This window comes from Gelidibacter sp. (assembly GCF_035515035.1).
Taxonomy (GTDB): Bacteria; Bacteroidota; Bacteroidia; order Flavobacteriales; family Flavobacteriaceae; genus Gelidibacter.
In genome coordinates this window covers 1-26,041 of record NZ_DATJCA010000047.1, presented here as the reverse complement: position 1 = coordinate 26,041, position 26,041 = coordinate 1, and the positions used below count along the sequence as shown (strand labels likewise).

Sequence of the window (26,041 nt, the reverse complement as noted above, 5' to 3'; positions counted from 1 at the left end):
AGTTGTTTTTAATTAATTATAATGATAATTCAATACTAAAGGTATAATTCTTCATAAAAGGCGTTTCCCAGCCTCTTGCAGCGTATTGATTTACTTCAGGGTCTGCATTTTTATACTTGGAGAACGTGAGTAAGTTTGTTCCAATAACATATAATCTTACGTTTTCAAACCCAATTGGATTTACCAATTTGGTCGGGAGATCATAGTTTAATCGGATGTTTTTCAACCTAAGAAAACTTGCATCATAAATATGTCTTCCACTTTTCTGTATGGCATCGGTAAGGTCATTACCACTTACCTTTGGCAAACTGCCATTAGGGTTTTCCTCAGTCCACATGTCGTCATATGCATATTGCGAACGGATTCGCTCCCAGTAGTAGCCATCATCTGAAACATCCTTTTCAGCTCCGTCATATAGTTTTCCACCCAATTTGTAGATAAAATCTAAACCTAAGGAAAAGCCTTTATATCCTACTTGAGTATTTATACCTCCAAAAACGTCAGGAATACCATCGCCTATGATGGTGTAATTTGCGTCATTAAAATCATATGTCGCGCCTCGTCCGTTAAGAAGAAAATCACCAGCTTGCGGGTTGTCTTTATCATTGACATAATATCTGCTCAAACCATTTGCAGGATCAACTCCAGCATATTCATAACCATAAAAAGCTAATGTCGATTCGCCTTCACGGTAAATGTATTGAGCGGTAGCATCTCCATCATTAACCCAAATAATATCTGCTCCTTCGCTTAACTCGAGAACCTTTGAATCGACGAAAGATGCATTTACGGAAGCACTCCAGGTTACATCGTTGGTGCGAATAATATCACCTCCTAAAGTTAACTCCAGACCCTTATTTCTAATAGATCCGATGTTTTTTAGGGTAGAACTAAAACCTGTTACACGTGAAATTGGTACACTCTGCAATAGATCTTTGGAATCTCGTGTAAAATATTCGATAGTTCCATAAATTCGATTTTTTAACAATCCAAATTCTAATGCAATGTCGGTTGAATAATTGGTCTCCCATGAAAGGTTTTCATCGGCGACATTACTCAGCGTGCCACCGGCAGTCTCCATATATTGTGCGCCATACCCCGTAAGCGATCTCCAACCAAAATTAGATGGTGGCAACGTACCGTTAACTCCGTATGAAGCTCTCAAACTAAGATTACTGATTGCTTCTACGTCCGTTAAGAAAGCTTCTTTACTGATATTCCAAGAAGCGCCAACCGACCAAAAGTTACCCCAGCGTGAATCCGGACCTAATTTTGAACTCCCATCACGTCGGAAAGAGCCAGAAAGATAATACTTCTTATCAAAACTGTATTCCAATCTAGACAGGATAGACATCATGTTATTTCCCCAATAGTACGCCGTAGCATCTTTTTCTCCTGCGGTGGCAACAGTGTGTAAATTACTTGAAGGTAAATCTTTACCTGAAGCACGAATATAATCGGTTTGATTTTTTTCAACTTCATAACCCGCTAAAAAGTCTAAATGATGTACACCAAAATCTTTCGCGTAATTTAAGGTTGTAGAAGAAACTATACTTCTTGTGTTTGTGGACATTTCATCAACGGTTCCGAGCCCTTGTCCGTTATAATGTAAACGGCTGTAGTATAAATGGTCTTTAGTTTCAATATTGTCATAGGAAAAAAGAGTTTGCACATTAAGTTCCGGTAGAATATTAACTTTCAGGCCTTCTATTGCACTCACCCTTAAAGTTCTTGAAGAGTTTTCCCATTCATTGTCGTAATAGACGTTATTCTGTGCTAAACTTCCAAAACGCGCCTTCCAAGGCTCTCCAGTTTTATAATCCGTAGGATGGTATAAGCCCCAAAGGAGGTTTCGGGTTTGCTCATAGTAGTTGGTACTAAGATTTCGACTATCATTAAATCCTGATAATTCAGTTTGGGCAACGTTTACTTTAGCTGTAAATTCGATGAACTTCCCTATTTTCTGTTCTAAATTGACCCTTCCTGAAATACGTTCGTTTTCATTAATTTTCACTCGGCCCTCATCTTTAGTGTAAGAAAAAGAAGAATAATAATTTGTTTTCTCATTTCCGCCACTTACAGCAATATCTTGGCTTTGGTTGATTGCTGTTCTAAAATAAGCATCTTCCCAATCATAATATTGACCTTCTCTATTAACCAAACCATCGGTCATCCCTTTAATCATTAGGTTTTCTCCTACGCCAGTGCCACTGGTTTCAAAATAATACCCATGTTTATTAAATTTCACGTTCAAACGTCTGATAGCATCAGCATTTGCGACTGCGTCAGTTTTTCCGCTTGATGTATTATAATCATGGAAAACACGATATAGATAATTTACGTTCTCTTGAGTACTTGCGGCTTCATAATTGTCTGTTGCCCAAGATGGACTAAAACCGGTTGAAGATTTAATCGTAATTCGAGGCTCCCCGGTTTTTCCTCGTTTGGTGGTAATCATAACCACACCGTTAGCAGCTCTAGATCCATATAATGCAGATGCGGCCGCATCCTTCAATATAGTGATGGATTCAATGTCACTCGGATTTAGGGTGTTCATGATATTGTTGGTAACCAAAATTTGATCTGATAGTTGGCCTGAATTGCCAGAAGACACAGGAACACCGTCAATAACATAAAGGGGTTGTGTGGATGCGTTCATAGAGCCAATTCCACGAATCTGGATGCTGGTTGAAGATCCAACCTGTCCTGATCCTTTGGTAACATTTACCCCTGCCGCTTTACCAGCCAGCGCATCCTGAAAGGAAGCGGTCGGAACGTCTTTAATGTCGCTGCTTTTAACAACAGATGCGGATCCTGTATACGTATCTTTTGTAGCGGTTCCATAGGCTACCACGAAAACTTCGTCCAGAGCCATTGCTGACTCCCTTAAAGAAACATCAATAATATTGGATGCTCCCACTTTTACCAATTGATCTTCAAATCCCATACTGGTAAAATGTAAAGTTTGTCCCTCAGCAACTTCCAATGAATATTTTCCATCAAAATCTGTAACTGCTCCTTTGGCAGCGCCTTGAATGATTACGTTTACACCCGGCAGTGGCATTTGTTTTTCATCGGTCACTGTTCCGGTAACTATTTTTCCTTGAGCAAAACTCAACTGCGCAAGAAAAATCATTAACAGTGTTAAAAATCCAGTTAATTTTACTTTCATAATTTAAGTAAATAATTAATTAATATTCATTTCTTTTAGTCTTTATTTAACAAAACGTTATGTTGACCTTAACAAATATAGATGATTTTTTTTGAAATCCAAATGCGGTTAGAGGTTAGATCAATCTGAACTACGAATATTCTGAGTTTTCCCGTCATAGAAGAGAATGTCTGATTTGCGTGATAAAGAGGTATAAAATCCAAGGGATCTTATTCTTTAGAAAACTTGCCAATATGGTTAAGGGCAGCGTAAGTTGTTGACTTGTAGTCTTTATCTTATAAAATTGAGACTTCATGCTATTCGAGTTCCTACACGCTAAGAGATAGCTAGAAAGAGAATGGGACACCTTAAAAACTAAAACCACTTCAAATTTTCCTGGATTCAAAAGGGTTTTTTATAAAAGTTCTATTTTATTAAATAAAAATTATAAATAAAAGAACATGTTAAAACCAAGACTAATAATTCGATATCAAAATGTGGGAGAAATCCAGACGGAATATGCAATATAAAGTCTGGAAAAAATCTTCAAGGGGTTCCTTCAGGAGTATTTTAGAATAGGTTGCGCTATTAAATCAATTTAAAAAATGCGGTTTGCCTATGTTGTAGACTTGACCAATTACCTAAATAAACCCGAACAACTCCTATATTTGTTAGGCGTTTGCCTCAAATGGATGCATGGGAATTCCAATTTCATGGATGGCAATATCACTTTTTTGCCTTGAATTTTAGACGTTTTAAAAGAGGCTGAATTTTTCTGTCCTCAAACTTTAGAATTTAAGATTTCATTTTGGAAAGCTGCCAAGCATTTTCCAAGTTCCATTTGATGTCCCAATTCTGATAAAGAACGTTCTAACGCACTTAGTACAGCAATAAGATCATTAGGGGAAACGGATCCCATATGGCCTATCCTAAAATAAGAGGTCTTTATGTCAGAAAGTAGTCCACCTGCTACGATAACATTATTGTTCGCCATTTTAGTTACTATTGCCGTACCATCAATTCCTTTAGGATAGTATACTGCAGTAAGTGTATTGGCTGCCAAGTGATTCGTTTTCGGTAAAATCTCAAGATTTAATGCGGTAATTCCAGCTCTAAATGCATTTGCCAATACTTGATGTCGTATTACCCGTTCACTCAGACCTTCTTTACAGATGATTTTTAAGCTCGTTTCTAAAGCCACAATTAAATTGACAGGTGGTGTGCCAAAATAGGAAGGTTTCCTTTCTTCATAGGCACGCATGACGGGCAACCAATTTTGCCAATCCGAATAATAATTGGCTACTGGGGTTTTTCTTTTATTCCAAACCTTCATTGCTTTTTCTGAAACCATTAAAAGTGCGAGTCCAGGAGGAACTCCAATAGCTTTTTGAGAGCCTGTCAAAACGACATCCAGTCCCCATTCCTCTTGATCTATCGCTTCGCCGGCCACGGAGCAAACGCCATCTAGAATACTTAAAGTATTATATTTTGTGGCTAATTTTGCTATAGGTTCTGGGTCTACCAATATTCCCGTTGAGGTATCAACATGGGTTATGGTCAGGGCTTTATATTGCTTGGTTTTGAGTTCTCTTTCAATGGCTTCAAGACTAATAACTTCGCCCAAAGGAGCTTCTAGTATAGTGGTGGTTGCTCCATAGCGTTCCATAATGTCTTTAAAACGTTTACCAAAGTATCCTGTTGAAATCACCAATACCGAATCGTCTTTTTCTATAAGGTTGCAGGCTGCCATGTCCATAGCCAAGGTTCCAGTTCCCGCCACGATAAAAGGTTGCCCTTTTGGAGCCTTCCATACCTCTCTCATGAGCTCAAGGCTATTTGCAAAAACCTCAATAAAACCTGGTGCCACATGGCTGGTCGTAGCCATGCCCATTGCCTGTAAGACCTCCGGTTCAAACTCTATTGGACCAGGAATCATCAGTAACTTTCTGCCTTTCATTTATTATTTTATTTTAAAAATTAATATTGTGTAAGTCTTATAAATATGTATTCTGATAAATATAGGCATCTAGAATGGAAACCTAAAGTCTAGAAGTGTTATATTAACAAAAATCAGTAGTTAAAAACCCACATATATTTTAAAACCAAGTATTTGAGAAAACAGCAATGTTAATTGCGATAGCGCACCTGTCGCAATTAACAAAATTGCTCTATTTGTCCATCACCAGTTCTGGTTTTGTAACATTTCTTTTGAATTCAAATTGATTGCTGGTATTCTTTTCTCCGCCTGCTTTTAAGGCATTCTCCCCCGCAAAAAAGGTTTTATGGCTGTCGCCAAGATCTGAGCCTGCCATGCGTTGGTGTTTTACACAAGAAACACCTTTTTGGATTTCCTGTCTTTGGACCCCTCTTACATAGGCCAGCATCGCGTCTTCTCCAAAATACCCTTCCGTTAAATCATTCATATGAAGTGCGGTGGTATGGTAGGTTGGCAAGGTGATTAAATGATGGAAAATTCCTGCGTCTCTTGCAGCATCTCTTTGGAAGGTCCTGATTTTCTCGTCAGCACGATAGGAAAGTTCAGAAACGTCATAGTCGGCATCCATTAAATTATGTCTATTATACCCGGTCATATTTTCACCTTCTTCAAGCATTTCATCGTAAGCTTGATGGCGGAAATTTAGGGTCCAATTAAAAGATGGTGAATTGTTATAGACCAGTTTAGCATTAGGTATTACTTCTTTAATTCGGTTAACCATATGTGCAATTTGCTTGACGTTTGGAGTTGGCGTCTCTATCCATAACAGATCGGCTCCGTTTTGTAAGCTTGTTATACAATCCAAAACTACACGATCAATATTAGAACCTTCCTTAAATTGATATAGGCCATTGGCCAATCGTATGGGGCGGTATAATTTTCCGTCTCTTTTAAGCATCACGTCGTCATCTTTTGCCTGATCGATAGTCATCTCTTCTGCATCTACGAAGGCTAAATATTGAGAAGCCAGATCTCCTGATATTTTGCTCACCGGCAGCTTTTGAGTTAAGCTAGCGCCTTCAGAATCTGTTCTTGCCACAATGATTCCCTCAGGTATTCCCAATTCTATAAAGGCATACCGAATCGCGTTTAGTTTTGCGATAAAATCCTCATGGGGTACAGTCACCTTTCCATCTTGATGCCCACATTGCTTGGCGTCCGAAACTTGATTTTCAACTTGAATGGCACAGGCGCCAGCTTCAATCATTTTTTTTGTCAATAAATAGGTCGCCTCTTCATTTCCAAAACCCGCATCAATATCGGCTATAATAGGAACAATATGGGTTTCAAAATTATCGATTTGATCTTGTACGTCTTCACCTTTTTCAAGTTTCGTAAATAAATCGTTGAGCTCAATGGCATCTGCTTGACGTAAGAAATCGTAAATTTCTTTTATCAAATTAGGAACTGTGGTTTTCTCGTGCATGGATTGATCTGGCAACGGTCCAAATTCAGAACGTAAAGCGGCAACCATCCAACCGGATAGATAGAGGTATTTTTTGCTTGTAGTTTTATGGTGTTTTTTAACGGCGATCATTTTCTGTTGCGCCACAAAACCATGCCAGCAACCTAAGGATTGGGTATAGCTTGAAGGGTCTGCATCATATTCTGCCATATCCTTTCTCATAATGGCTGCGGTATATTTAGCGATATCCAAACCCGTTTTAAAACGATTTTGAACCACCATACGAGCGGCGCCTTCCGGGTTGATGGCATTCCAAGTAGTTCCATACTTGGCTTTGAGGTCTCTTACAGTTTGCAATGCAGAACTATAGCTACTTTGTTCTAAATTTTTCATAATTTTGTGATAAGTTATTTGTTAGTAATAATGAGATCCTGTTGATTGTGGCCGCAATCGCAGGATTGTTTTTTTAGAGGTATTGATATGCCGGCAATGTTAAAAACTCTTCAAAATCTTCTGATTGGACGAGATTGTCAAAAAGGTCAATTGCCAATTGGAATTTTGAACTTTTCATGTGATCTGAGCCAAACTCCCTAATTATTTTTTCTACTTCGTCATCTAAAAGTTCTTTGTAGAGCTCTAGGTTAAAGGTTCTCCCATCTTCCAGCGTGACTTCGTTTTTTAGCCATTGCCATACTTGAGTCCGCGATATTTCGGCGGTTGCTGCGTCTTCCATTAGGTTATAGAGTGCCACTGCGCCATATCCTCGTAACCAGGCTTCGGTATATAGGATCCCAACATTAATGTTTTTTCTTACTCCAGTTTCGGAAATTGTACCCAAAGGGAGTTCAACCAGGTCTTGTGCTGTAATGTTGACATCGTTTCTTGAAACATGTAATTGGTTTGGTCCGGACATATGCTTGTCAAATTTCTGCATGGCCACGGCAACCAAACCGGGATGTGCAACCCATGTGCCATCATGACCATTTTTGACCTCACGTTCTTTATCTTTTCTAACTTTTTCCAAAGCCGCACTATTGGCTCTTTCGTCATTTTTAATGGGAATCTGTGCCGCCATTCCGCCTATGGCTAGAATGCCTCTTTTATGGCAGCGCTGGATGACCAACTTTGAATAGGCATCCATAAAAGGTGTGGTCATGGTGACTTGATCGCGGTTTGGAACAATAAAATTGGGATGGTTTCTAAATTTTTTGATATACGAGAAAATATAATCCCAACGCCCACAATTCAAACCAACAATATGATCTTTCAGCTCATAGATAATTTCATCCAACTGAAAGCTGGCGGTGATCGTCTCTATTAAAACAGTCGCTTTAAAAGTTCCCTTGGGGACTTCCAGATAGTCTTGGGCAAACGTAAAAACATCATTCCACCAGCGTGCCTCTAATGAATGTTCCAATTTTGGCAGATAGAAATAGGGCGCGGTCTGGTTATTTAATAAGGTAGTGGTATTGTGAAACACATACAACCCAAAATCGACCAAACTGCCCGAAGCTTCTTCATCATCATTAATTAAGAGGTGTCTTTCGTTTAAATGCAAGCCTCTTGGTCTCACCATTAGAACGGCGGTTTCTTGATTTAGTGCGTACGTCTTATTGCGTTTTTTGTCCACTAAAGAAATTGATTTTGTATTGGCATCTCTCAGGTTTTGTTGGCCTTCCATAGTGTTTTTCCAAGTAGGTGCATTACTGTCCTCTAAATCGGCCATAAATGTTTTGGCGCCAGAATTTAAAGCATTGATAATCATTTTTCTGTCTACAGGGCCTGTGATTTCTACACGTCTATCTTGTAAATCCTTCGGTAAGTTACCAACGGTCCATTCATTATTTCTAATATGCGTGGTCTCTCTTGAAAATTCCGGGAATTTCCCTTCATCAAAAATGGTTTGCTGTTGAACACGTTTTTCTAGAAGTACTAACCTTTCAGAATTGAACCTTTCGTGCAAGGCGATGAGAAATGTAAGAGCGTCTGGCGACAGAATGTCGGGGTAGTGATCTTCAACATTTTTAGAAAATTTTAATTTTGCTGATTTTAAAAGTGTGTTTTGCATGATAGTGAGATGTTTGTGAGAGCAATGATAAAATAATTATTTTTAAAAAACAAGCGAACGTTCGCTAAATAAATTATTTCGCTGAAATTGGTTATTCGCAAAAATCATTATATTTGTTTTATGGAAGAAGATTATATCAAAATAATATTTGGCTTAAAGCTAAAGCAGATAAGGACTGAAAAGAATTTATCGCTCTTTGGTCTGTCCAAACTCTCAGGCTTATCAAAGTCTTATTTAAATGAAATTGAAAACGGAAAAAAATATCCAAAACCGGATAAGATTATGGCACTTGCAGAAAAATTGGATGTGCCTTATGATCAGATGGTGTCTTTGAAGTTGGATAAGAATCTGGCGCCGATCGGTGATTTGCTCAGTTCAAAAATTCTGAAGGAAATTCCTTTAGACCTCTTTGGAATCAAAGAAAGTGACTTGATAGATATCGTTGCGAATGCCCCTTCCAAAGTGAATGCATTTATCAGCACCATTATTAAAATTGCGCAAAACTATAATTTCAGTAGGGAGAGTTTTTTCTTAGCTTCTGTGCGCTCTTTTCAAGAAGCCAACAATAATTATTTTGAAGATTTGGAACAGGGCGTTTTAAAGTTCGCCAAAGCGTACCAGATTAATTTAAAACTGCCCATCACTTCCAGGGATTTGGGAGAAATTTTGGTGGAAGAGTTTGGTTATACACTAGTAGATGACGAATTGAACAAGTTTGAAGCTTTGGATAATTTGAGATCGGTGTTTGTTCCAAAAACCAAAACATTGTTGCTGGCCAACGAGATTGATGAAGCGCAACGGACGTTTATCTATGCCAAAGAACTGGCTTATAATTACCTTGAAATAGAGGAGCGTTTGTACACGTTTCCATGGATTAAGTTTAAAACCTTTGATCAGGTATTGAATAATTTTTACGCGTCGTATTTTGCTGGTGCACTCATCATTCCAAAGGCTAAAATTAAAGTGCTCTTGAATGAGATTTTTGTAAAGGAAACTTTAGACAGAGATTTATTTTTGAGCGCGATTGAAAGTTTTAATGCATCGGCCGAATCTTTTTATCAGCGTTTGACCAATGTGCTGCCTGAAGAATTTGATCTTCAGAATTTGTTCTTTTTGAGATTTACCCATAAGGCAGGAAGCGAAAAATTCTACCTCAAAAAAGAATTGCACTTATCCCATCACCACTCGCCTCATGCCAATGAAGCAGGTGAACATTATTGTAGACGTTGGGTGTCCATAAAAATGTTGGAAGATATCAGTAAAAGTGAAAAGGAGCACGAATTCGATCTTCAAATTTCGAATTATCCAGAGGATGGGATGAAGTACTTGGTATTGTCTTCGGCTACAAAAGATCCGTTCAAGGAAGGTCATTACCGTAGCATCAGCGTTGGCTTGCTGATTAACAAACAGCTCCAAAGAAAAATCAATTTCCTTTCCGACCCCAATATTGTTACTCGAAACGTGGGTGTGACCTGTGAGCGCTGCCCAATTCAGGATTGTGAAGTCAGACAAAAGCCTGCTATTTATTTAGAGCGCGCCGCTAAAAATAGAAAGGTCGAGAATATTGTAGAAGAATTAAACGCTAAGTTTCAGTCTTAAATAGTTTTTAACTCGTGAGCTTGTAAAGATGATTTGGCGGTGCTCGCAAATATAAAAGCTTGATAAATCATGGATTTATCAAGCTTTTTTTAATAATAATGATGACCTGGTAATTAAAAAATCATGACTTATTTTCGGAATCATTCAAACTACACTAAAGTAGAATTTTAGAAACTCGAAGATATGATTCTTGTTGTTTTTTAGGCTATCTTACCGTAAGATTTAAAGAAAGTGTTTCCATATTTCCAATACCTGAATTACGCTCTGCCCAAACTTCTATATAGTCACTTTTTTTCAATTCTACTGATCCTATTATTGGCAACGCCAAAATATCCGAAGGTGTAAAAATGCTGGAAGAGCCACGACCATATACTTTTGTTTGGTCTATCACTACTCCATTTTTTGCTATATAGAGTATTGCGGTGAAAGAATCACTAGAGGTCTGAAAAGATATTGAGGCAGCTAGTTGAAAGAATCTTGGTTTATTCCCCTGATAGATAATTCTGTTATTTTCCTCTTTTTTAAATCTAAATAGGTTATTTGAGGTAGTTGTACCCTCGATTTTTTTTCTACTCCCACTTCCCGTGCCACTAAATGTGGTTGTTGCCCCACTACCAACCGGCGCTGATAAATTAATATCTCCCGTAGACACGTCGTCACTTTCCCTTGGAATGCCGGGTGCAGCAACAGACCACGCATTGCTGAAATTATATCCTGGATAAGACCCTGTGGTATAGCCATTAACGTATGGAGCGCTTGAAGTACCTGAAAAAACCGTGCCTTGTAAAACTCCTGTTATTACAATAAGGCCATTTGTGCTGACATCAAGTGCTACAGCTGAGCCTTTGACGGTGCTAAAACCACTGACTTTCTCTATCAATCCGAAAGTGCCAGTAAATTTTTCATAAGTGCCTTGATTGTTATCCATCCATGCTTGATTATTCAGTAATAAATTACCAATACTAGAATAGGTAATGCCATTGTTGTTATTAATAAAATTAACAATATTGCTAAAGACCAAGCCTAAGTTTCCTATGTTTCCAACGCTGCTTGTCATTCCTTCAATAATCGTATTTTGGATCAATAGAGTGGAGTTGCTTGCCGTACCTGGACCGGTGATGTCAAAAGCTTTAGCTCCTTTTAAGGTGACATTTTTTATGCTTCCCCCTTTATTTCCTTTAAAAACAGTTCCCGTTGCTGAGAGCATATCTTCGTTGGCGTCCAGTCCGGAAACATACGCATCGTTTAGCTCAATGGGATGTGCTAAGTTTATCCTGCCATTAATTTCATAATAAGTGTTTTGATCTAATTTATAGCTAGATCCGCCTCCGGCAACTAATTCTGTGGCTAAATCTGTTACCGATTTTATTAATTTATAATTATTTCTCTTAGCTGAAGACATGTCATTCGCTAGCTTTGTCCATGAGGCATTTGTGGTATTATAAAAGTAAAATGATTTTTCATTTGTATCAAAAACCAATAAACTTTCTGCGGGACTTACAATTGTCGTCCGTTCTAATGTCGTCATGCGAGGCGCTAACAATCCTTGAGAATTAGATTTGAGATCCAATAAGGATGACGGATCTGGGTGTGCGGTACCAATCCCTACTTGTGATAAGGCAATTGTACTTGTTAACAGGCAAAGTGCTAATGCAATTTCTTTAATTTTAAATTTCTGAATGTTCATAACCTATAGGTTTTAATTTATTTTTTTATTAATGATTTGGGTTTCATGACTTCAGCTATTTATGGACTGCTGAAACTGATATTTTTTGATGGTAAAATTTGGATTTATTAAACTATTTAATGATCATTTTCTTGGTTTTGGATTGCTTTTCATTATCCAATTTCACCACATAGATACCGCTGTTTAAATTTGTAGTCTTTATGGTGTTTCTTTCAGAACCTTCCTTTAAATTGGATGTCAAAACCAAACGGCCCTGAATGTCATATATTGAGATCATCGTGTCCGCCAGAAGTTGCCCATTTATATAAATGGTCTGATCGATTACATACAATCTGATGCTGCTGCTTTCTGGATCAATGGTAGAAAGCGTAGTGTTGCCAATCCTTAAGAAAAACCTTCCGCTCCCAGAAATTGCAGCCTCAGGGGTAAATGTGTAATTTTTGGCGTTTAATAAAGTGAAGGTGTTGGCCGCTTTATCCTCTAAATAAACTAGGGTCTCTACTGGTAATGTTGAGCTTTCAATGCTGAAGGTCATCTGTCTTCCTTGCGCGACTTTTAATCCTAACGGAATGATTACATCATTTAAATCAGTTAATCCCAGACTTTGGATGGCCATATTCCGACCAAGGTTATTTTCGACTAAATGGGAAAACAACATTAGATTTGAACTTGTGCCACTAAAGATTTCTGCATCATAACCCGGGTCTAAACCTAAGGTGGAATTTTCATTGAAGTAGATTTCGGTAGCAAAATTATCAGTCTTGTCTCCCGCTTGTAATCTCAGCATTTGATGAGGACTAGCTTGACGTCCAAGGATGAAATCATCTGTTCCCGTAAGGGTTCTCATCGCGGTGGTAAATGAAATTTGATTGGTGGAGGTACTACGGTTTTTGGCGACGAAGAAGCCTTGACCGGGAGCGATATTTACAGTGCTATTGGTCAAATTGTTAATAATAGTAAAATTTCCAATGGTACCCACACTTGGCGCTTTGCCACTGTTGTAGCCATAAATTGCTGTTGCGTTTGGGTCTAAAAACTCTTTGTTTTTATTTAAAAATGCTTGCGAGTCAATATACGTTGGGTAGGGATTCCCAATAAGGTTCCAGTAATTTTTGCCGTTTGCAGTGATCTCAACCGTTTCAGTGTTGCTCGATACTTTACCAGTGAATCGTACGGTCTGCCCACTTTTTGATGCGGCTCTATAACCAATTCCTCTTTTTAACTGGGTTGCCCCATTTATATTTACGTCATAGTTTACGTAAACGTGAGCGGAATTACTATAAGGGCCAAAGGCATATGTTGAAGGTGTTTTGGGAGAATGTGGTAGAATGTCTAAATTTTTTATCATCCCGCCGTCCGGGCTATAATTCAGGAATTCTGCAAAAGTCACGTCCCCCGTTTCTTTCACGGGGAGGGAAATTAAATCATTTCCGCCATTTACACCCGAAGTGCCAACAACATTGACATAGCGGTCATAGTTAACCACAGTATTGGTTGCCAATTCGCCATGCAATAAGAGGCAAGCGTATTTATCTGATGTTGATTCCAAATCAATGTTAGGTGCGTTTAGGGTTGTGCCAGATGCTACTATAACTGAAGTGCCAGCACTCACCGTCATTGTTTTTTCTAAACTTTGCGCATTAGAAGTAAAACATATCGCAAATGAAACAGCGCCTGATAAGAGTAGTTTTTTTTTCATAAAATTCATTTTTTTATTGCAAGTTTTTGGAGGGCATCATAAATTCTAATGATCCCAATTAATGGGTGATGATTAAATTGTGGTCAATATTAACCCCTAGTTTGGGGTTTAAATTCCCCACTAAAGACTGTAATAAAAATTGTTGATGGAAGTGCCAGGGGTCATTCTGGCAACTATTCTAATGTATAAGTTGTTAGGACCGTTTTATGCCAGTCCGAGGGAATGAGAAGTGATTGGAAACGCAATTAGTAGTACGTATATCTGTTTCATAATATGTAGGTTTCGTATTAATCATTATTGTGTTACCTATGATGATTCTTGAGATGGTAGACTAGAATTTGGGGCTAAGGCTAACCAGCAACGAATGTACGGTTATTATCGACAAAAGCGAGCGCTTTGTCGAATAGTTTCTCTTTTAATAATTATTGTCATACAGAAAAACTGTATCTTTTAAACACTGCATCTATTTTGTCCGTAGGCTAATTTAAAATCACCTCTATGGCTTTATCTAAAAATTCGTCTTTCTCTTGTTTAATGCCTTCAATTGTTTTGTTAACATAAAAATCCGGCAATATCCCAATACCGTGAAGTTGGGTGCCGTCATGCTTCACGACCTTCATTCCAGTCCAACTAATGTTGTAATTTCCAAGAAGCGTAAACGGATTTACATTGCCATTTGTGCCAGCAGTAGGTTGTCCTACAATAGTTGCTAGTTTATAGCCTTCGATAAAACTCATATAACTTTCTGCGTAACTGATGGATCTGCCATCAATAATAAAAACGATGCTTTTATCGCCCAAATATGGTTTTTTAGCCTGTATTTCCCATCCGCTTTTTTCAAATCCTGTGATTTTTTCATGATCTGGATAAATTATTTTGGGGATCCTCATCCAGGCTTTCGAGGTGTCTTTTTCTTTCAAAAGATGTGAAATAAAGTCGTCGTTGCCGTTAGGATAGCCTCTTAGATCACAAATAATACCTTTTGCCTGTTGTAATTGTGGTAAAAGTTCAGTTATAGTGTCCATTTCAATAGTAGACAGATTTAGATAGTATATATTCTCATCCAACACTTTGTAATTGTTTTCTTGTATGCGAATATTATGATCTAAATAGTCAAGTTTTCTATCCCGATTTAAGACGAAGTTTTTTTGATTGATCTCGATAAGAAGTTCTTCATTTTTTTCACCTAATAAGCTTGTTATCTCCGCTCTATAATTTAAATATCCTTGAGTTCCTGCAGAAATCCGAGAATTGACCTCTTTAAAATAGTCTGCTGATAATTGGTTGTTCACTTTGGTGACCACATCGCCAATTTTTATTCCTAAATTTTCATCACCCACCTTAGTTATTATCAACTTGTCTTCAATCCATTCCCACTTAATAGGAGGCACATATTCAGCATATTTAGGACTACTCACAAATATGTGACCATCTTTTAATGGCGCCGTAAACTTTTCTAATGTTATTAGATGATCCTTCTCTGTATGATCATTTAAACTTCGTCGCAAAGCAATTTCCAATTCTTTATCCCAATCAACATCCACTTCATCAAAGTAAGGATAGAAATGCTGAAAAACATTGTAGGTATTTATGACATTGCCTAAGTACATATAAGTTGTATTTAGCGCATCGAAATTTTGTAAACGAAAAAGGAGCGGATTGAAAGTTTCACTTTTAGGATACGTATGTTCAGCGTTTCCGTATAGACTTAAAGGAATTTGACAAATGATGCCCTCACCAATTTCTTTTTCTATGAGTTCACCAAACTTTGGAAACGCATCGAATAAGGGTTCCCCTTTTACTTCTTTTAATTGTCCTTCAAAATTGATTACAGCACAGGTTTTACCTTCTATATGTTCGGTATTTGAAAGTGCATAAGAATAGCCTTTACTTTTTCCTATCCATTCAGTATCCTGGTTTTTTTCTCCAATAGATTGTGCCTCAAAACCACTGTTTTTAATTGGAATCTCTACCCATTCATTTTGCTCTTTATAATAGAGATGGACATCATCCAAATACAAAGTGCCTTTGCCAATTAATAGACTTCCCATAAAAAGTGATGAGGCGAGCTCATCTATTTCTCCAATAATCTCATATTGCTTCCATTCCTTACTTGTAATGGGAGTATTGCCCATATTCTCAAAAAAGCCTCTTGTCTTATCAGACTTGTCCACACGTAGCCATAAATGTGCAGTACCTTCGGAACCCTCCTTAAGTTTTACCCATCCTGTATATTTTATTTCCTTTCCTTGATACTTTTCAGGATCTATGGATAAGGTCAGAGTGCCAAAGCCATTCGATTCATCAATTTCAGTATAACTATTGACTCTGCTGCTAGTGTAGGGTTGTCCATAATAATACATGTCTTTTGAAACGCCCTTATGTTGCCAATAAACGGGTTCATAGATTTCAGTGTTGCTGGGTGTGATTGCCTTAATATTGTAATTCTGCTTCGAATTAGAAAATATAACACCCGGCGCCATAGGTTGGAAAAGGCTGTTGAGTGTCGCAATAACCTCTTTTCTATTATGACATTTTAAAATCTCGTGAGCTCCCAATGCGGCAAATTTATTCCAATCTATTTCAGATGCTTCATTACTCGGATGAAAGTATTTTACATAACCATAGGCTTTGGCAAACGTTTTTAAATGATCTATTTTTTCTTGCTGTTGAGAATGGCTTGCGCTAACAAATAAAATGGCGCATAAGAGTATGATCGTTTTTTTCATAGAATTAAAATTGGCCGCTGGATATACAAAGATGGGATTCGCTGTACATAATGATGTAAATATAGCTTTTTTAATAGTTGATAACTTTAGTAATAATAATACGATTGGCCGGTGGAGGAGCAAAATCTGTTTTACAGATTAGTGTGGGGTTCTGAATAAATAAGTATTTTTCGCGTTCCTCTGGAGTTAGTTGGCGATATTCAAAAGTGCAAGGCCGTCCCGAGGACTTGGAGAACGGTTTTCGAAATTTCTATTTTCGAAAAATAAGGTACCGTAATGGCGTTTTGGTAAGTTAGGAGATTGTCTTCTTTATCTGAAGCGAAAAGCATTTTATCACAGCTGAGATTATATCTGCTAAAGTCTCAAGTCAGAGAGTTGTGGAATATCAAATTTATTAAAATCTATTATGGATAGGTATGAGTTTTCGTTCCTACCATTTTTTTTCACAGTACAGAACAAGTCCCTTTCTTTAACTCATTTTGGATTATCCATTCACTCTCCATACATTATCCATACACTATCCATGGCGTATCTATGGCGTATCTATGGCGTATATACGCTATACCTTTTTGTTACCGTCCTGAAATAGCTATACAGATTATTAATTAAATCCTGTTATAGTTATACAAATATAGTTGATAGTCCTAAAAGAACTATACAGTTATTATTTCCGGTGGTAGGATTATCTTCGTTGATTATGAATATGGGATCGTTGCCCATTAAAAGCCCTAAATTGCGAAAAGCAGTTTTAGCTTCTTTTTTCATGTGTTTGCTTTTGCACAACTGCGTTGGCAACGCCACAAATGAAAAAGCCTAACAAATCATAGATCTATTAGGCTTTTTCTGGTCGGGGTGGTCACGGTGTTAGGCGTGACGACCTCCATTGTGTCGTCGGTAAAGGATTAAATACTTTGATCCTGAAAAAAGGTCGTTGCTCATTAAAGCCTAAAACTGCGAAAAGCAGTTTTAAAGTCTTTTTTCGTTTGTTTGCTTATGCTCAACTGCATTGGCAACGCCACAAATGAAAAAAGCCTAATAAATTTTTAATTTATTAGGCTTATAATGGTCGGGGTGGCAGGACTAATTTAACAATCGTAACACCCTGTATGTCAAACTCTTAAAACGTCGCTAACTGTAGTTGTCCACCTGATTGTACACTAAAGTCAAAAAGAACGGTTTCAAAACAAATTTTATTTGTCTTTGGTTTTGTAAAGATACAATTTGTATTAAATGATATGAAAATAATAGCATAATTTATTAAAATGTGTCCTTTTGAGATCAAAAAATGCTCATACAAAATAGATACTTTGTTCAGAAGTTACATTATTTTGGTAGCAGTACTTTGTTCTAAGTAGTGCTTATTGTTGATAAATTCAATTTGGTAATCGTATTGTGAGAGAGTACTATCATGAGGCTGGTTTGCACTTTCTGACGCTTTCGCTGTAGAGTATGTAAATCTGTTGATTTAAGGTCTTGATAAGTTGAAAGTTTGGAAAAGCTTCACTTAACAGCAATTTACTTCAACACATTCTATATTGCACTTAACTCTATACCATAAAAAACGGGCAGATAAGTTCCGCCCGTTTTATATCATGCTTAAAAAATACTTCTATTTTACAATGACACGATGGTTTTCAACTCTATTGTTTATGTTTATCTTTAGGATATAGGCTCCTTTGCTCAAATGCTTTACGGAGAAAGAACCTCTGCCGTTTACGATATTTACACGCGTATCCATATTGCCAGCATAATCATACAGCTCGCCCAAAACCAGATCCGTTGTCTTGAACTGCGACGCAATTGTCTTATCGGCGGTTTCCTGTAGGTTAATATGTACAATATCCGAAGAAGGGTTAGGATAAACACGATCAGGCTCATACGCGCCGGTTGCTACGTAATGATATGTAACAGAACTTCCGCAGATGTTGGTTGACGTCAGCTTAATGGCATAATCGGCATTTCCATAAGGAAAAATTACATCCATATTGGGGCCATTAGCCGTAAAAGGAACCGATGGTGTAATGGTCCATTGGTAACTTACGTCTTCTAAATTATTTGAATACGCTGAATAAGTGGCATAGCCCCCATTGGGTAAATGTTGTGGACCTGAAATGCTTGTTACTGGCTTCCCTACCCATATATCTTTTTGTGGTAGGGAAAAGCTTGTGGAACCTATTGTTATCTGAGCCTTTATCCAACTTGAAAAACCCGTGCCCGTGGCTGAAACTGTAGCTGTGTTCTGTGAAGTTGTAACCGTAAGCCCACTTCCAGCCTGCCAAGTGACCGTAGCACCCGAAGGGAGATTGACAATATTGTAAACATCTTGGGTGCACAACGTTGAAGGGCCACTAATGTCATAATTGGATGCAAATTCGGAAATCCAGCTTTTGTAATTACTAATCTTTGTATATATAGATGGTGAATTAGAATTCCCTATACAATTTGGTACACCCCAACTTACAATTCCAATTAGTTTTGTTTTTCCTTGTGAATCTTGTGTGGTTAGTGGACCCCCACTATCTCCATGACATGCTCCCTGTCTATTTGAACCAACAGATCCGGTAGCCACCATATTGTTCGTAATAAGTGGATGGGAAGGATATGAAGTGTCCAATTGGTTTTTGGCTGTTTGATTAGAAATAAGAGGTACATTGACCATATACAGTTGGTCCGTACTGTTTCCAGTACCAGTAGTTATCCAACCCCAACCCGAAACTTTTGTTGGTTGTCCTGCATTATAAAGATTATCTTCTTCTGACGCAACTATAATAGGTTGTGTGTCATTGTTGTAAGTGATTTTTCCGTTAATTCTTACTAGAGCAATATCATTGTTAGAAGGGCTATCATTATAATCAGGATGAATTATTATTTCATCTATATTGTATTGTTTAGAATTAGCTGTTGGTTGTAAAAAATTAGTAATACCTGTTTTAATTTTATAACTAGATTTGGGTGCTTCAACACAATGGGCAGCAGTCACAATCCATTCGTCATTAATAATACTACCTCCACACCAATGGTTCCCGTTTAATTGTAAACTTACTTGATGTGGGGCTTCACTTATATTTATCGGATACCCTCCTGTGATAAACTGTGAATAACTAAACAAAGGCGCTAATACTATAAATAGTAATATTTTTCTCATAATTACAATTTTTTAATTTTTATAATTTCTATTTTTTCTGGATTGCCTACAAAACCTCCGCAATCCATTTGCTTCTCACCTAAATAAGAAAAAGTAACTTTTACTTTTAATTCGTGTATCTCAAAGGAACTGTCTAGATTAATAGGTTTAACAAACTCATAATGGTCATTAACATCCTTATTGTTTTTGTCAATAAGAATTAAATATCCACACCACTGATCAATAGTTCCTGTATAAGTGAAATGGTCGTCATCGTTGTTGTCTTCATTACTACTACACGAATAGGTCACAACGAGCATTAGGGCAAATAACAATCCCAACGGGTTACTCATTACATTTGTTTTTTTCATAATCAATTTGTTCTTAAGTTTTTTCTAAACATACAAATAAAAAGCTGATAATCAGCTATAAGCCTTTTTTTTTGTGAATCCTTCAGAAGTGCTCAATTTTACTGAGTCTTCCGCAATATTGTATTTTTTTACTTTATAGATATTATTTGCATAAACCCATTTTCATTATAAAGAGCAGGTCCTTCAGCTTCCATAGGCGGTAAATCCACATATTCAATTCGGTTGTCTTAATAGACCATATATTTACCAAGATTGAGGTTTTGGTATCTTGGATTAAAATCATCATGTGTTCCAAAAGCGAAACCGTTTATAAACCGAAGCGTATAACGGAGATTGTCATCACAATCATCGGGTTGGCTCGTTTGTATATCACTTTCCTGTAAAATTTGCAGAAACCTTGGGCGTGCATGTTGACTCCATGAATAGAACCGTTCGTGGTTAAACAGGAAAACAGCAACTACTACCTATCAGAAAGATTTATGAAGGAAGCGATAATATTACTAAGACATACTGTTTGGAACATCGAGGATATAAGTTATGCACTAGGTTTTGAGATCCTTCACTTTTTAATCACTTTTTTAAGAATAGGACGCAGGATGTTCCATCAAATTTTAGAACTCGAAAGGGAAACTTGATGAAAAAGCCTGGCTTTTAGCTTTGAAAGAAAAGTTCCTCGGGATTGAAATTTAATGAAAGATGGGAATAGCAAGAGGGTAACACGCTACGCGATGTTATATATTCCTTTTTCAGTTCAATTCGCTCATTTTCAGCAGGTTGTAAATATGAAGTGTTTTTCAATTTCATCGATTTGCGTCAAATGGTCTCAAACCACCAGTAAACAGGCAAGAATTTGCGACAATTGATGAATTATCGAGTCCTTATTGGAAGTTTAATATCATCCAACAGTGTCTAAGAATTTTCAGAAAATTATTCAATTGACATATTGTAGAAACGGCCATAATGCTTTTTTTTCTTTTCAATAGCAATTATCACTATAAGGATAGAAGTGTAAACGTGAAAAAATCATGGAACGACAAGTATGATTTTAACGTAAAATTCTTATTAGGAGTTTTTGATTTCACATATGAACTCTAAATTTAAAAAAATATTGAAAGAAATTTATGAAAAACATAAAGCCAGCCAATAACCCTTTTGGCCAAAGCCGTTTGATTCGAAATTGACACAAGAGCAGTACGAGCCTTTAAAACTAAAATTGTGATTTTGAAATTTAGTTTTAGCTGAAATTTCCTTTCAATACACTCCCGTAGCCTTGTGAGGAGCGCATTGAAAGGAAATTCATTAAGCTTAAAAAAATGTTTGTTTGGTTTGGGTCTTTGGTTCCAACTTTTTCGTTTCAAACCTTATCAGCAGATTGTCTATGTCCTCACTAATCTTCGATTCTACGACCCTGGCGTAAATCTGTGTTGTTGATAGTTTATTGTGCCCCAATAGCTTTGATACGGTCTCAATGGGTACACCATTGGAGAGCATGACGGTAGTTGCAAAAGTATGTCTGGCAACATGGAACGTGATGTTCTTATGGATTCCGCAGTCCAGTGCTATTTCCTTTAGGTATTTGTTGGTTTTCTGGTTTGAGCTGAGCGGAAGGATAGTCTTATTGTTTGTTTTTTCAGCTCCATCCCTATATTTTTCAATAATTGCCAAGGCTTTGGGCAAAATAGGAATTTTGACTGTTTCATTTGTTTTTTCACGTTTGGTAAAGATCCAATAGTTGTTATCTATGCCCCGAGTAATATGGTTCAGGGTCAGTTCCCTGACATCTACATAAGAAAGTCCCGTATAACAGGAGAATATAAAATAGTCCTTAACTCTTTCCAACCGTTCATTAGTGTAATGAGTATTCTCAATCAGTTCGAGTTCGCGCTCTGTAAGGAACTGTCTGTCAAATTTATCGAACTTGAGCTGGAACTGGTTGAAGGGATTTTTTGGGATCCATTCCAACTTAACGGCAAGGTTGACCATTTTTTTAAAGCGTTCCATATGTTTCATAACGCCGTTGTTGGACAGTACCAATTCTTTTTTTGGATTTCTGTAAGCCCTCAGGAACTGCTCAAAATCACAGATGAACCGATAGTTCAATTGTTTCAGATAAATGTCATCAACTTTTGAAACTTTGCCCAGATACTTCAACAGGTACCTTTCGGTTGTGTAGTAATTCTTCATGGTGCCATATTTCAGGATGCTGACCATATTGGTATTATGGTAGGTCATGAGCTCAGTCAAGGTTTTATGGTTCTCGTCCAGACCCAAATAACGCGCTTTAACGGCGTTTGCGGTAATGATCTTTGCTTCTTCCAGTAATTGCTTATGGCAGTCCAGCAAATGGCTGTATACTTGGTCTAGGTAGGTATTGAGGACTTTTGTTTTGTAGGAGCTTCCACGTGCCCTATTCTTGTTGCTGTCCCAATCCCTTAAAAGTGTACACCTTTTTAAGCTGATTTCTGAACGTTTCTGATTGACTGTGATACGGGCGAAGATGTTTAATTCGTTCGCAGTGCTTCGGGATTTCCTGGTATAGAAAATCACGGCAAAGGTAGTGTTTGTCTGCATTGTTGATGTCTTTGGTTAAACAAAAATGTTTTAAAGACAAAAGTCAAATCGTTTTTAAAGTCCCTTAAATTTACGACAATTTTGGTAAGAAAATGCACACCTGATTGTACACCTTTTAGTTGTTATTAAATGACATTAAGTGATATCACTAAAAACAAAAAACACTGAGAATCATACGATTAACAGTGTTTTAGTTTGTCATATTGCTAGGTTTGTCGGGGTGGCAGGATTCGAACCTGCGACCTCCGCGTCCCAAACGCGGCGCGATAACCGGGCTACGCTACACCCCGAATTGGTTATCTTCAAAATTTCAAAACAACTCGATTCCTCAAAATCGAGGTGCAAATATATAGCTTTTCTTTAAATAGTAACAATAATTATTTCTAAATTTAGACTTTAAAGACTAATTGTATGAAAATCAAGAATTATTTTGTTTTAGTATTTGCATTTATTGGCTTTATATCCTGTGCTCAGGATAAGAATCCCATTAATAATGACCATGGTTATGAAGTGGTTGTTTCGGACCTAACCATTCCCTGGGGCTTTGTGTTCTTACCCGACGGCTCCATGTTGATCAATGAGAAAGAGGGTAAGATGCTTCATTATAAAGAAGGTAATAAAACCGAGGTTCAAGGACTTCCAAAGATTTCCAATCGAGGCCAGGGTGGATTGTTGGATATCGCATTACATCCAAATTATGACGAAAACGGATGGATCTACATCACCTACGCTTCTCCTGAAGGAGATGGTGATGGTGGTAACACTGCAGTGATGCGCGCTAAATTTGAAAACAATGCCCTCACCAATAAAGAACTCCTTTACAAGGCTACTCCCAACACTAAAAAAGGGCAGCATTTTGGATCCCGTATCGTTTTTGATAACGCTGGTTATCTTTACTTTACTATTGGAGATCGGGGAGATAGAGACGTAAATCCACAGGATATTACCAGAGATGGTGGGAAAGTCTATCGTTTAAATGATGATGGCTCGATTCCAGGTGATAATCCGTTTTTGAGTGAGCCCAATGCCAAAAAAGCTATATATTCTTACGGGCATCGAAATCCTCAGGGTATGGTGTTGCATCCTGAAACCGGTGAGGTTTGGACGCACGAACACGGCCCTCAAGGAGGTGACGAAATCAATATTATAAAGAAAGGTGCAAATTATGGTTGGCCGGTCATTAGTTATGGTATCAATTATGATGGCACAACACTTACAAGTATTACCGAAAAGGAAGGTATGGAGCAACCACTTCACTACTGGGATCCTTCCATAGCTCCAAGTGGGATGGCGTTTATAACCAGCGACGTTTATCCGGAATGGAAAGGGGATTTGTTAGTCGGTTCATTGAAGTTTAATTATATGGACAAAGTGGTTTTAAAAGATGGAAAAGTAGTTAAGGAGGAGCGTTTCTTAGATGGTTTGGGACGGGTAAGAACTATCAACCAAGGTCCTGACGGCTATATTTATGTAGGTATTGAAAACTTGGGGATTGTTAAATTATTGCCTAAATAAGAATGAAAAAAACGAGCCTATTGCTTCTGTTTTTAGTGGTGCTTTTCTCCTGTAACACTGCGCCCGCACAAACACCAGAGCTCAAAGCAAGTATGGCCAGAGGTGCTGCCATATACGACGATTTTTGCATGAGTTGCCATTTGCCGGATGGTAAAGGCGTCCCAAACGTTTATCCTCCGTTGGCCGATTCTGATTACTTAATGAAAAAGCGTCAAGAAAGCATCAAGGCGGTAAAGTATGGACTTTCTGGAGAAATTACGGTAAATGGAGTAAAATATAATAGCGCCATGGCTGCTTTAGGGCTTTATGATGATGAAGTTGCGGATGTGATGAATTATATTTTAAACTCCTGGGGAAATGAAGACGGAAAAATAGTAACCGTTACTGAAGTTTCCAAAATAGAGCCATAAGAGTTCTTTATATTTGGTTAAATTTGCCTTGAAATATAAAAATCAAAGGATGCTCATTATTGGAATAGCAGGAGGTACAGGATGCGGAAAAACTACCGTGGTCAATCAAATTTTAAATGAATTGCCTGAGGGTGAAGTGGGCGTGATCTCACAAGATTCCTATTATATGGATACTACACATTTAAGTTTTGATGAGCGGGAGAAAATTAATTTTGATCATCCACGTTCCATCGATTTTGACTTGTTGGAAAGTCACTTGAAGGATTTGAAGGCAGGGAAAGATGTCCACCAACCGGTTTATTCATTCCTAAAACACAACAGAACAGGAGATACCATTCTAACCCATCCCCGAAAAGTGATGATTGTGGAAGGCATTTTAATTTTGACCAATCCAGAATTGCGGAAGCTATTTGATATCAAGATTTTTGTGCATGCCGATAGTGATGAACGATTGATCAGAAGATTAAAACGTGACATTTCTGAACGTGGACGGGATTTGGATGAGGTTTTGGCACGTTACAAGAACACTTTGAAACCAATGCATCAACAGTTTATTGAGCCTATGAAAGAATATGCAGATATCATTATTCCCAACAACAAATACAACACTGTGGCGGTGGATATCGTAAAATCTATTATTAACCAACGTTTAGTATAATTTGAAAATCAATCGGAAATATATCAATCGTTTTAAAAATCTATATGTGATCATATTCGTGGGATTCGCCATATGGATGCTGTTTTTTGATGCCAATTCCTTTTTGATCCATCACGAATTGAATTCTGAAATGAAAGCTTTGGAAAATGAGCGCGATTACTATAAGAAGGAGATCTTAAAGGATAAAAAGGCAATTAAGGCCTTGAGCACGGAAGAAGGTCTGGAACGCTTAGCGCGAGAGAAATATTACATGAAGAAGGAGAATGAAGAAATTTATATTATCGAATATGAAGATAGTATAGAAAATCAAAATGACCATGACTAAAACGCTGTTTGAAGATTTTTATGAAGTGTCTTCCAAGCAATGGAAGCAACTCATTCAATATGATCTAAAAGGCGCCGATTATAATGAAACGCTGATTTGGAAGACGGATGAGGGCATCCATGTGAAACCTTTTTATCACGCTGATGAATTTAAGGAAGTCCCAACTCTTTCTGGTACTAAAGCTACAGAATGGCAGATTTGCCAAACCATTTTTGTGGCCAATATTCAAAAATCAAACCTTAAGGCGGTCAATGCCATTGCCCGTGGTGCAGAAAGTATCAAATTCATCTTACCTTCTGAAGACATTGTTGTAAAGGATCTTTTGGTTAATATAAATTTGGCCAACACGCCCGTTTTTTTCGAATGTCAATTTTTGTCTGCACATTTTATTGATCAATTTGCATTCACACCAAATATGGACAACATCCATATCGCGCCAGATATAATTGGCAACCTTGCCAGGACGGGCAATTGGTTCAAAAACCTGAAAGCAGACCATGCCGAGTTGGAGGCCATTGTAAAAGATACAAATGCCTTTACGGTTCATTTGGATCTGTATCAAAATGCCGGCGCTAATATGGTGCAGCAATTGGCTTATGCGCTCGCGCATGTCAATGAATACTTAAATCATTTTGATGCTATCCTTTCGGATAAAGAAAAGCAAACTTTTAAAGTGACTTTTAATGTTGCAGTGGGCAGTAATTATTTCTTTGAAATCGCCAAACTTCGGGCT

At 37.6% G+C, this 26,041-nt stretch carries 16 protein-coding genes and 1 tRNA gene; 6 read left to right on the top strand and 11 right to left on the bottom strand.

Annotated features, from left to right (window positions below):
- Positions 1-16 precede the first annotated feature (16 nt).
- The 4 genes from VLZ86_RS04075 to aceB form a co-directional block, all read right to left on the bottom strand.
- On the bottom strand, positions 17-3,172 hold the full coding sequence (locus VLZ86_RS04075) for a TonB-dependent receptor (RefSeq protein ID WP_325449000.1): 3,156 nt from the start codon (positions 3,170-3,172) through the stop codon (positions 17-19).
- 760 nt (positions 3,173-3,932) lie between these two features.
- Positions 3,933-5,108 (bottom strand): alanine--glyoxylate aminotransferase family protein, encoded by a 1,176-nt coding sequence (locus VLZ86_RS04070; protein WP_325448998.1) that lies wholly within the window; start codon positions 5,106-5,108, stop codon positions 3,933-3,935.
- A 211-nt stretch (positions 5,109-5,319) separates the two neighbouring features.
- Positions 5,320-6,945 (bottom strand): isocitrate lyase, encoded by a 1,626-nt coding sequence (locus VLZ86_RS04065; protein WP_325448996.1) that lies wholly within the window; start codon positions 6,943-6,945, stop codon positions 5,320-5,322.
- Between the two features lie 73 nt (positions 6,946-7,018).
- A complete protein-coding gene (aceB, locus tag VLZ86_RS04060; RefSeq protein WP_325448994.1) occupies positions 7,019-8,620 on the bottom strand; it encodes a malate synthase A in 1,602 nt (533 codons plus the stop codon).
- A gap of 120 nt (positions 8,621-8,740) precedes the next feature.
- Here aceB and VLZ86_RS04055 point away from each other — a divergent pair, with 120 nt between their 5' ends.
- Positions 8,741-10,219, top strand: a complete 1,479-nt coding sequence (locus VLZ86_RS04055) for a helix-turn-helix domain-containing protein (protein WP_325448992.1) — start codon at positions 8,741-8,743, stop codon at positions 10,217-10,219.
- A gap of 205 nt (positions 10,220-10,424) precedes the next feature.
- Here VLZ86_RS04055 and VLZ86_RS04050 read toward each other — a convergent pair whose 3' ends face one another.
- The 7 genes from VLZ86_RS04050 to VLZ86_RS04020 form a co-directional block, all read right to left on the bottom strand.
- Entirely contained in the window at positions 10,425-11,906 is a 1,482-nt protein-coding gene (locus VLZ86_RS04050; protein ID WP_325448990.1) for a hypothetical protein, read from the bottom strand.
- 112 nt (positions 11,907-12,018) lie between these two features.
- Positions 12,019-13,605: a T9SS type A sorting domain-containing protein gene (locus VLZ86_RS04045; RefSeq protein ID WP_325448988.1), complete on the bottom strand. Its 1,587-nt coding sequence runs from the start codon at positions 13,603-13,605 to the stop codon at positions 12,019-12,021.
- 479 nt (positions 13,606-14,084) lie between these two features.
- Positions 14,085-16,334 carry a S41 family peptidase gene (locus VLZ86_RS04040; protein ID WP_325448986.1) on the bottom strand — a complete coding sequence of 750 codons (2,250 nt, stop codon included), beginning with the start codon at positions 16,332-16,334 and terminating at the stop codon, positions 14,085-14,087.
- A 1,609-nt stretch (positions 16,335-17,943) separates the two neighbouring features.
- Positions 17,944-19,479 (bottom strand): trypsin-like serine protease, encoded by a 1,536-nt coding sequence (locus VLZ86_RS04035; RefSeq protein ID WP_325448984.1) that lies wholly within the window; start codon positions 19,477-19,479, stop codon positions 17,944-17,946.
- 2 nt (positions 19,480-19,481) lie between these two features.
- Positions 19,482-19,829, bottom strand: a complete 348-nt coding sequence (locus VLZ86_RS04030) for a hypothetical protein (protein ID WP_325448982.1) — start codon at positions 19,827-19,829, stop codon at positions 19,482-19,484.
- 1,305 nt (positions 19,830-21,134) lie between these two features.
- A complete protein-coding gene (locus VLZ86_RS04025) occupies positions 21,135-22,400 on the bottom strand; it encodes a site-specific integrase (RefSeq protein ID WP_325448980.1) in 1,266 nt (421 codons plus the stop codon).
- A gap of 215 nt (positions 22,401-22,615) precedes the next feature.
- Positions 22,616-22,690 (bottom strand) — tRNA-Pro (locus VLZ86_RS04020).
- 121 nt (positions 22,691-22,811) lie between these two features.
- On the opposite strand from VLZ86_RS04020, the gene VLZ86_RS04015 reads away from it, so the two are divergent.
- The 5 genes from VLZ86_RS04015 to VLZ86_RS03995 all read left to right on the top strand — a co-directional run.
- Positions 22,812-23,915 (top strand): PQQ-dependent sugar dehydrogenase, encoded by a 1,104-nt coding sequence (locus VLZ86_RS04015; protein WP_325448978.1) that lies wholly within the window; start codon positions 22,812-22,814, stop codon positions 23,913-23,915.
- Between the two features lie 2 nt (positions 23,916-23,917).
- A complete protein-coding gene (locus VLZ86_RS04010) occupies positions 23,918-24,325 on the top strand; it encodes a cytochrome c (protein ID WP_325448976.1) in 408 nt (135 codons plus the stop codon).
- Positions 24,326-24,374: 49 nt separating this feature from the next.
- Positions 24,375-24,983 carry a uridine kinase gene (gene udk, locus VLZ86_RS04005; protein ID WP_325448974.1) on the top strand — a complete coding sequence of 203 codons (609 nt, stop codon included), beginning with the start codon at positions 24,375-24,377 and terminating at the stop codon, positions 24,981-24,983.
- Between the two features lie 46 nt (positions 24,984-25,029).
- Positions 25,030-25,308: an FtsB family cell division protein gene (locus VLZ86_RS04000; RefSeq protein ID WP_325448972.1), complete on the top strand. Its 279-nt coding sequence runs from the start codon at positions 25,030-25,032 to the stop codon at positions 25,306-25,308.
- The coding region (locus VLZ86_RS03995; RefSeq protein WP_325448970.1) for a methylmalonyl-CoA mutase family protein at positions 25,301-26,041 on the top strand (741 nt) is incomplete at its 3' end. The genes VLZ86_RS04000 and VLZ86_RS03995, both read left to right, overlap by 8 nt.

Excerpts from the sequence above, each read along its gene's own strand:
- VLZ86_RS04075 (WP_325449000.1), bottom strand. The coding sequence starts at position 3,172 with ATGAAAGTAAAATTAACTGGATTTTTAACACTGTTAATGATTTTTCTT.
- VLZ86_RS04070 (WP_325448998.1), bottom strand. The coding sequence starts at position 5,108 with ATGAAAGGCAGAAAGTTACTGATGATTCCTGGTCCAATAGAGTTTGAA.
- VLZ86_RS04065 (WP_325448996.1), bottom strand. The coding sequence starts at position 6,945 with ATGAAAAATTTAGAACAAAGTAGCTATAGTTCTGCATTGCAAACTGTA.
- aceB (WP_325448994.1), bottom strand. The coding sequence starts at position 8,620 with ATGCAAAACACACTTTTAAAATCAGCAAAATTAAAATTTTCTAAAAAT.
- VLZ86_RS04055 (WP_325448992.1), top strand. The coding sequence starts at position 8,741 with ATGGAAGAAGATTATATCAAAATAATATTTGGCTTAAAGCTAAAGCAG.
- VLZ86_RS04050 (WP_325448990.1), bottom strand. The coding sequence starts at position 11,906 with ATGAACATTCAGAAATTTAAAATTAAAGAAATTGCATTAGCACTTTGC.
- VLZ86_RS04045 (WP_325448988.1), bottom strand. The coding sequence starts at position 13,605 with ATGAAAAAAAAACTACTCTTATCAGGCGCTGTTTCATTTGCGATATGT.
- VLZ86_RS04040 (WP_325448986.1), bottom strand. The coding sequence starts at position 16,334 with ATGAAAAAAACGATCATACTCTTATGCGCCATTTTATTTGTTAGCGCA.
- VLZ86_RS04035 (WP_325448984.1), bottom strand. The coding sequence starts at position 19,479 with ATGAGAAAAATATTACTATTTATAGTATTAGCGCCTTTGTTTAGTTAT.
- VLZ86_RS04030 (WP_325448982.1), bottom strand. The coding sequence starts at position 19,829 with ATGAAAAAAACAAATGTAATGAGTAACCCGTTGGGATTGTTATTTGCC.
- VLZ86_RS04025 (WP_325448980.1), bottom strand. The coding sequence starts at position 22,400 with ATGCAGACAAACACTACCTTTGCCGTGATTTTCTATACCAGGAAATCC.
- VLZ86_RS04015 (WP_325448978.1), top strand. The coding sequence starts at position 22,812 with ATGAAAATCAAGAATTATTTTGTTTTAGTATTTGCATTTATTGGCTTT.
- VLZ86_RS04010 (WP_325448976.1), top strand. The coding sequence starts at position 23,918 with ATGAAAAAAACGAGCCTATTGCTTCTGTTTTTAGTGGTGCTTTTCTCC.
- udk (WP_325448974.1), top strand. The coding sequence starts at position 24,375 with ATGCTCATTATTGGAATAGCAGGAGGTACAGGATGCGGAAAAACTACC.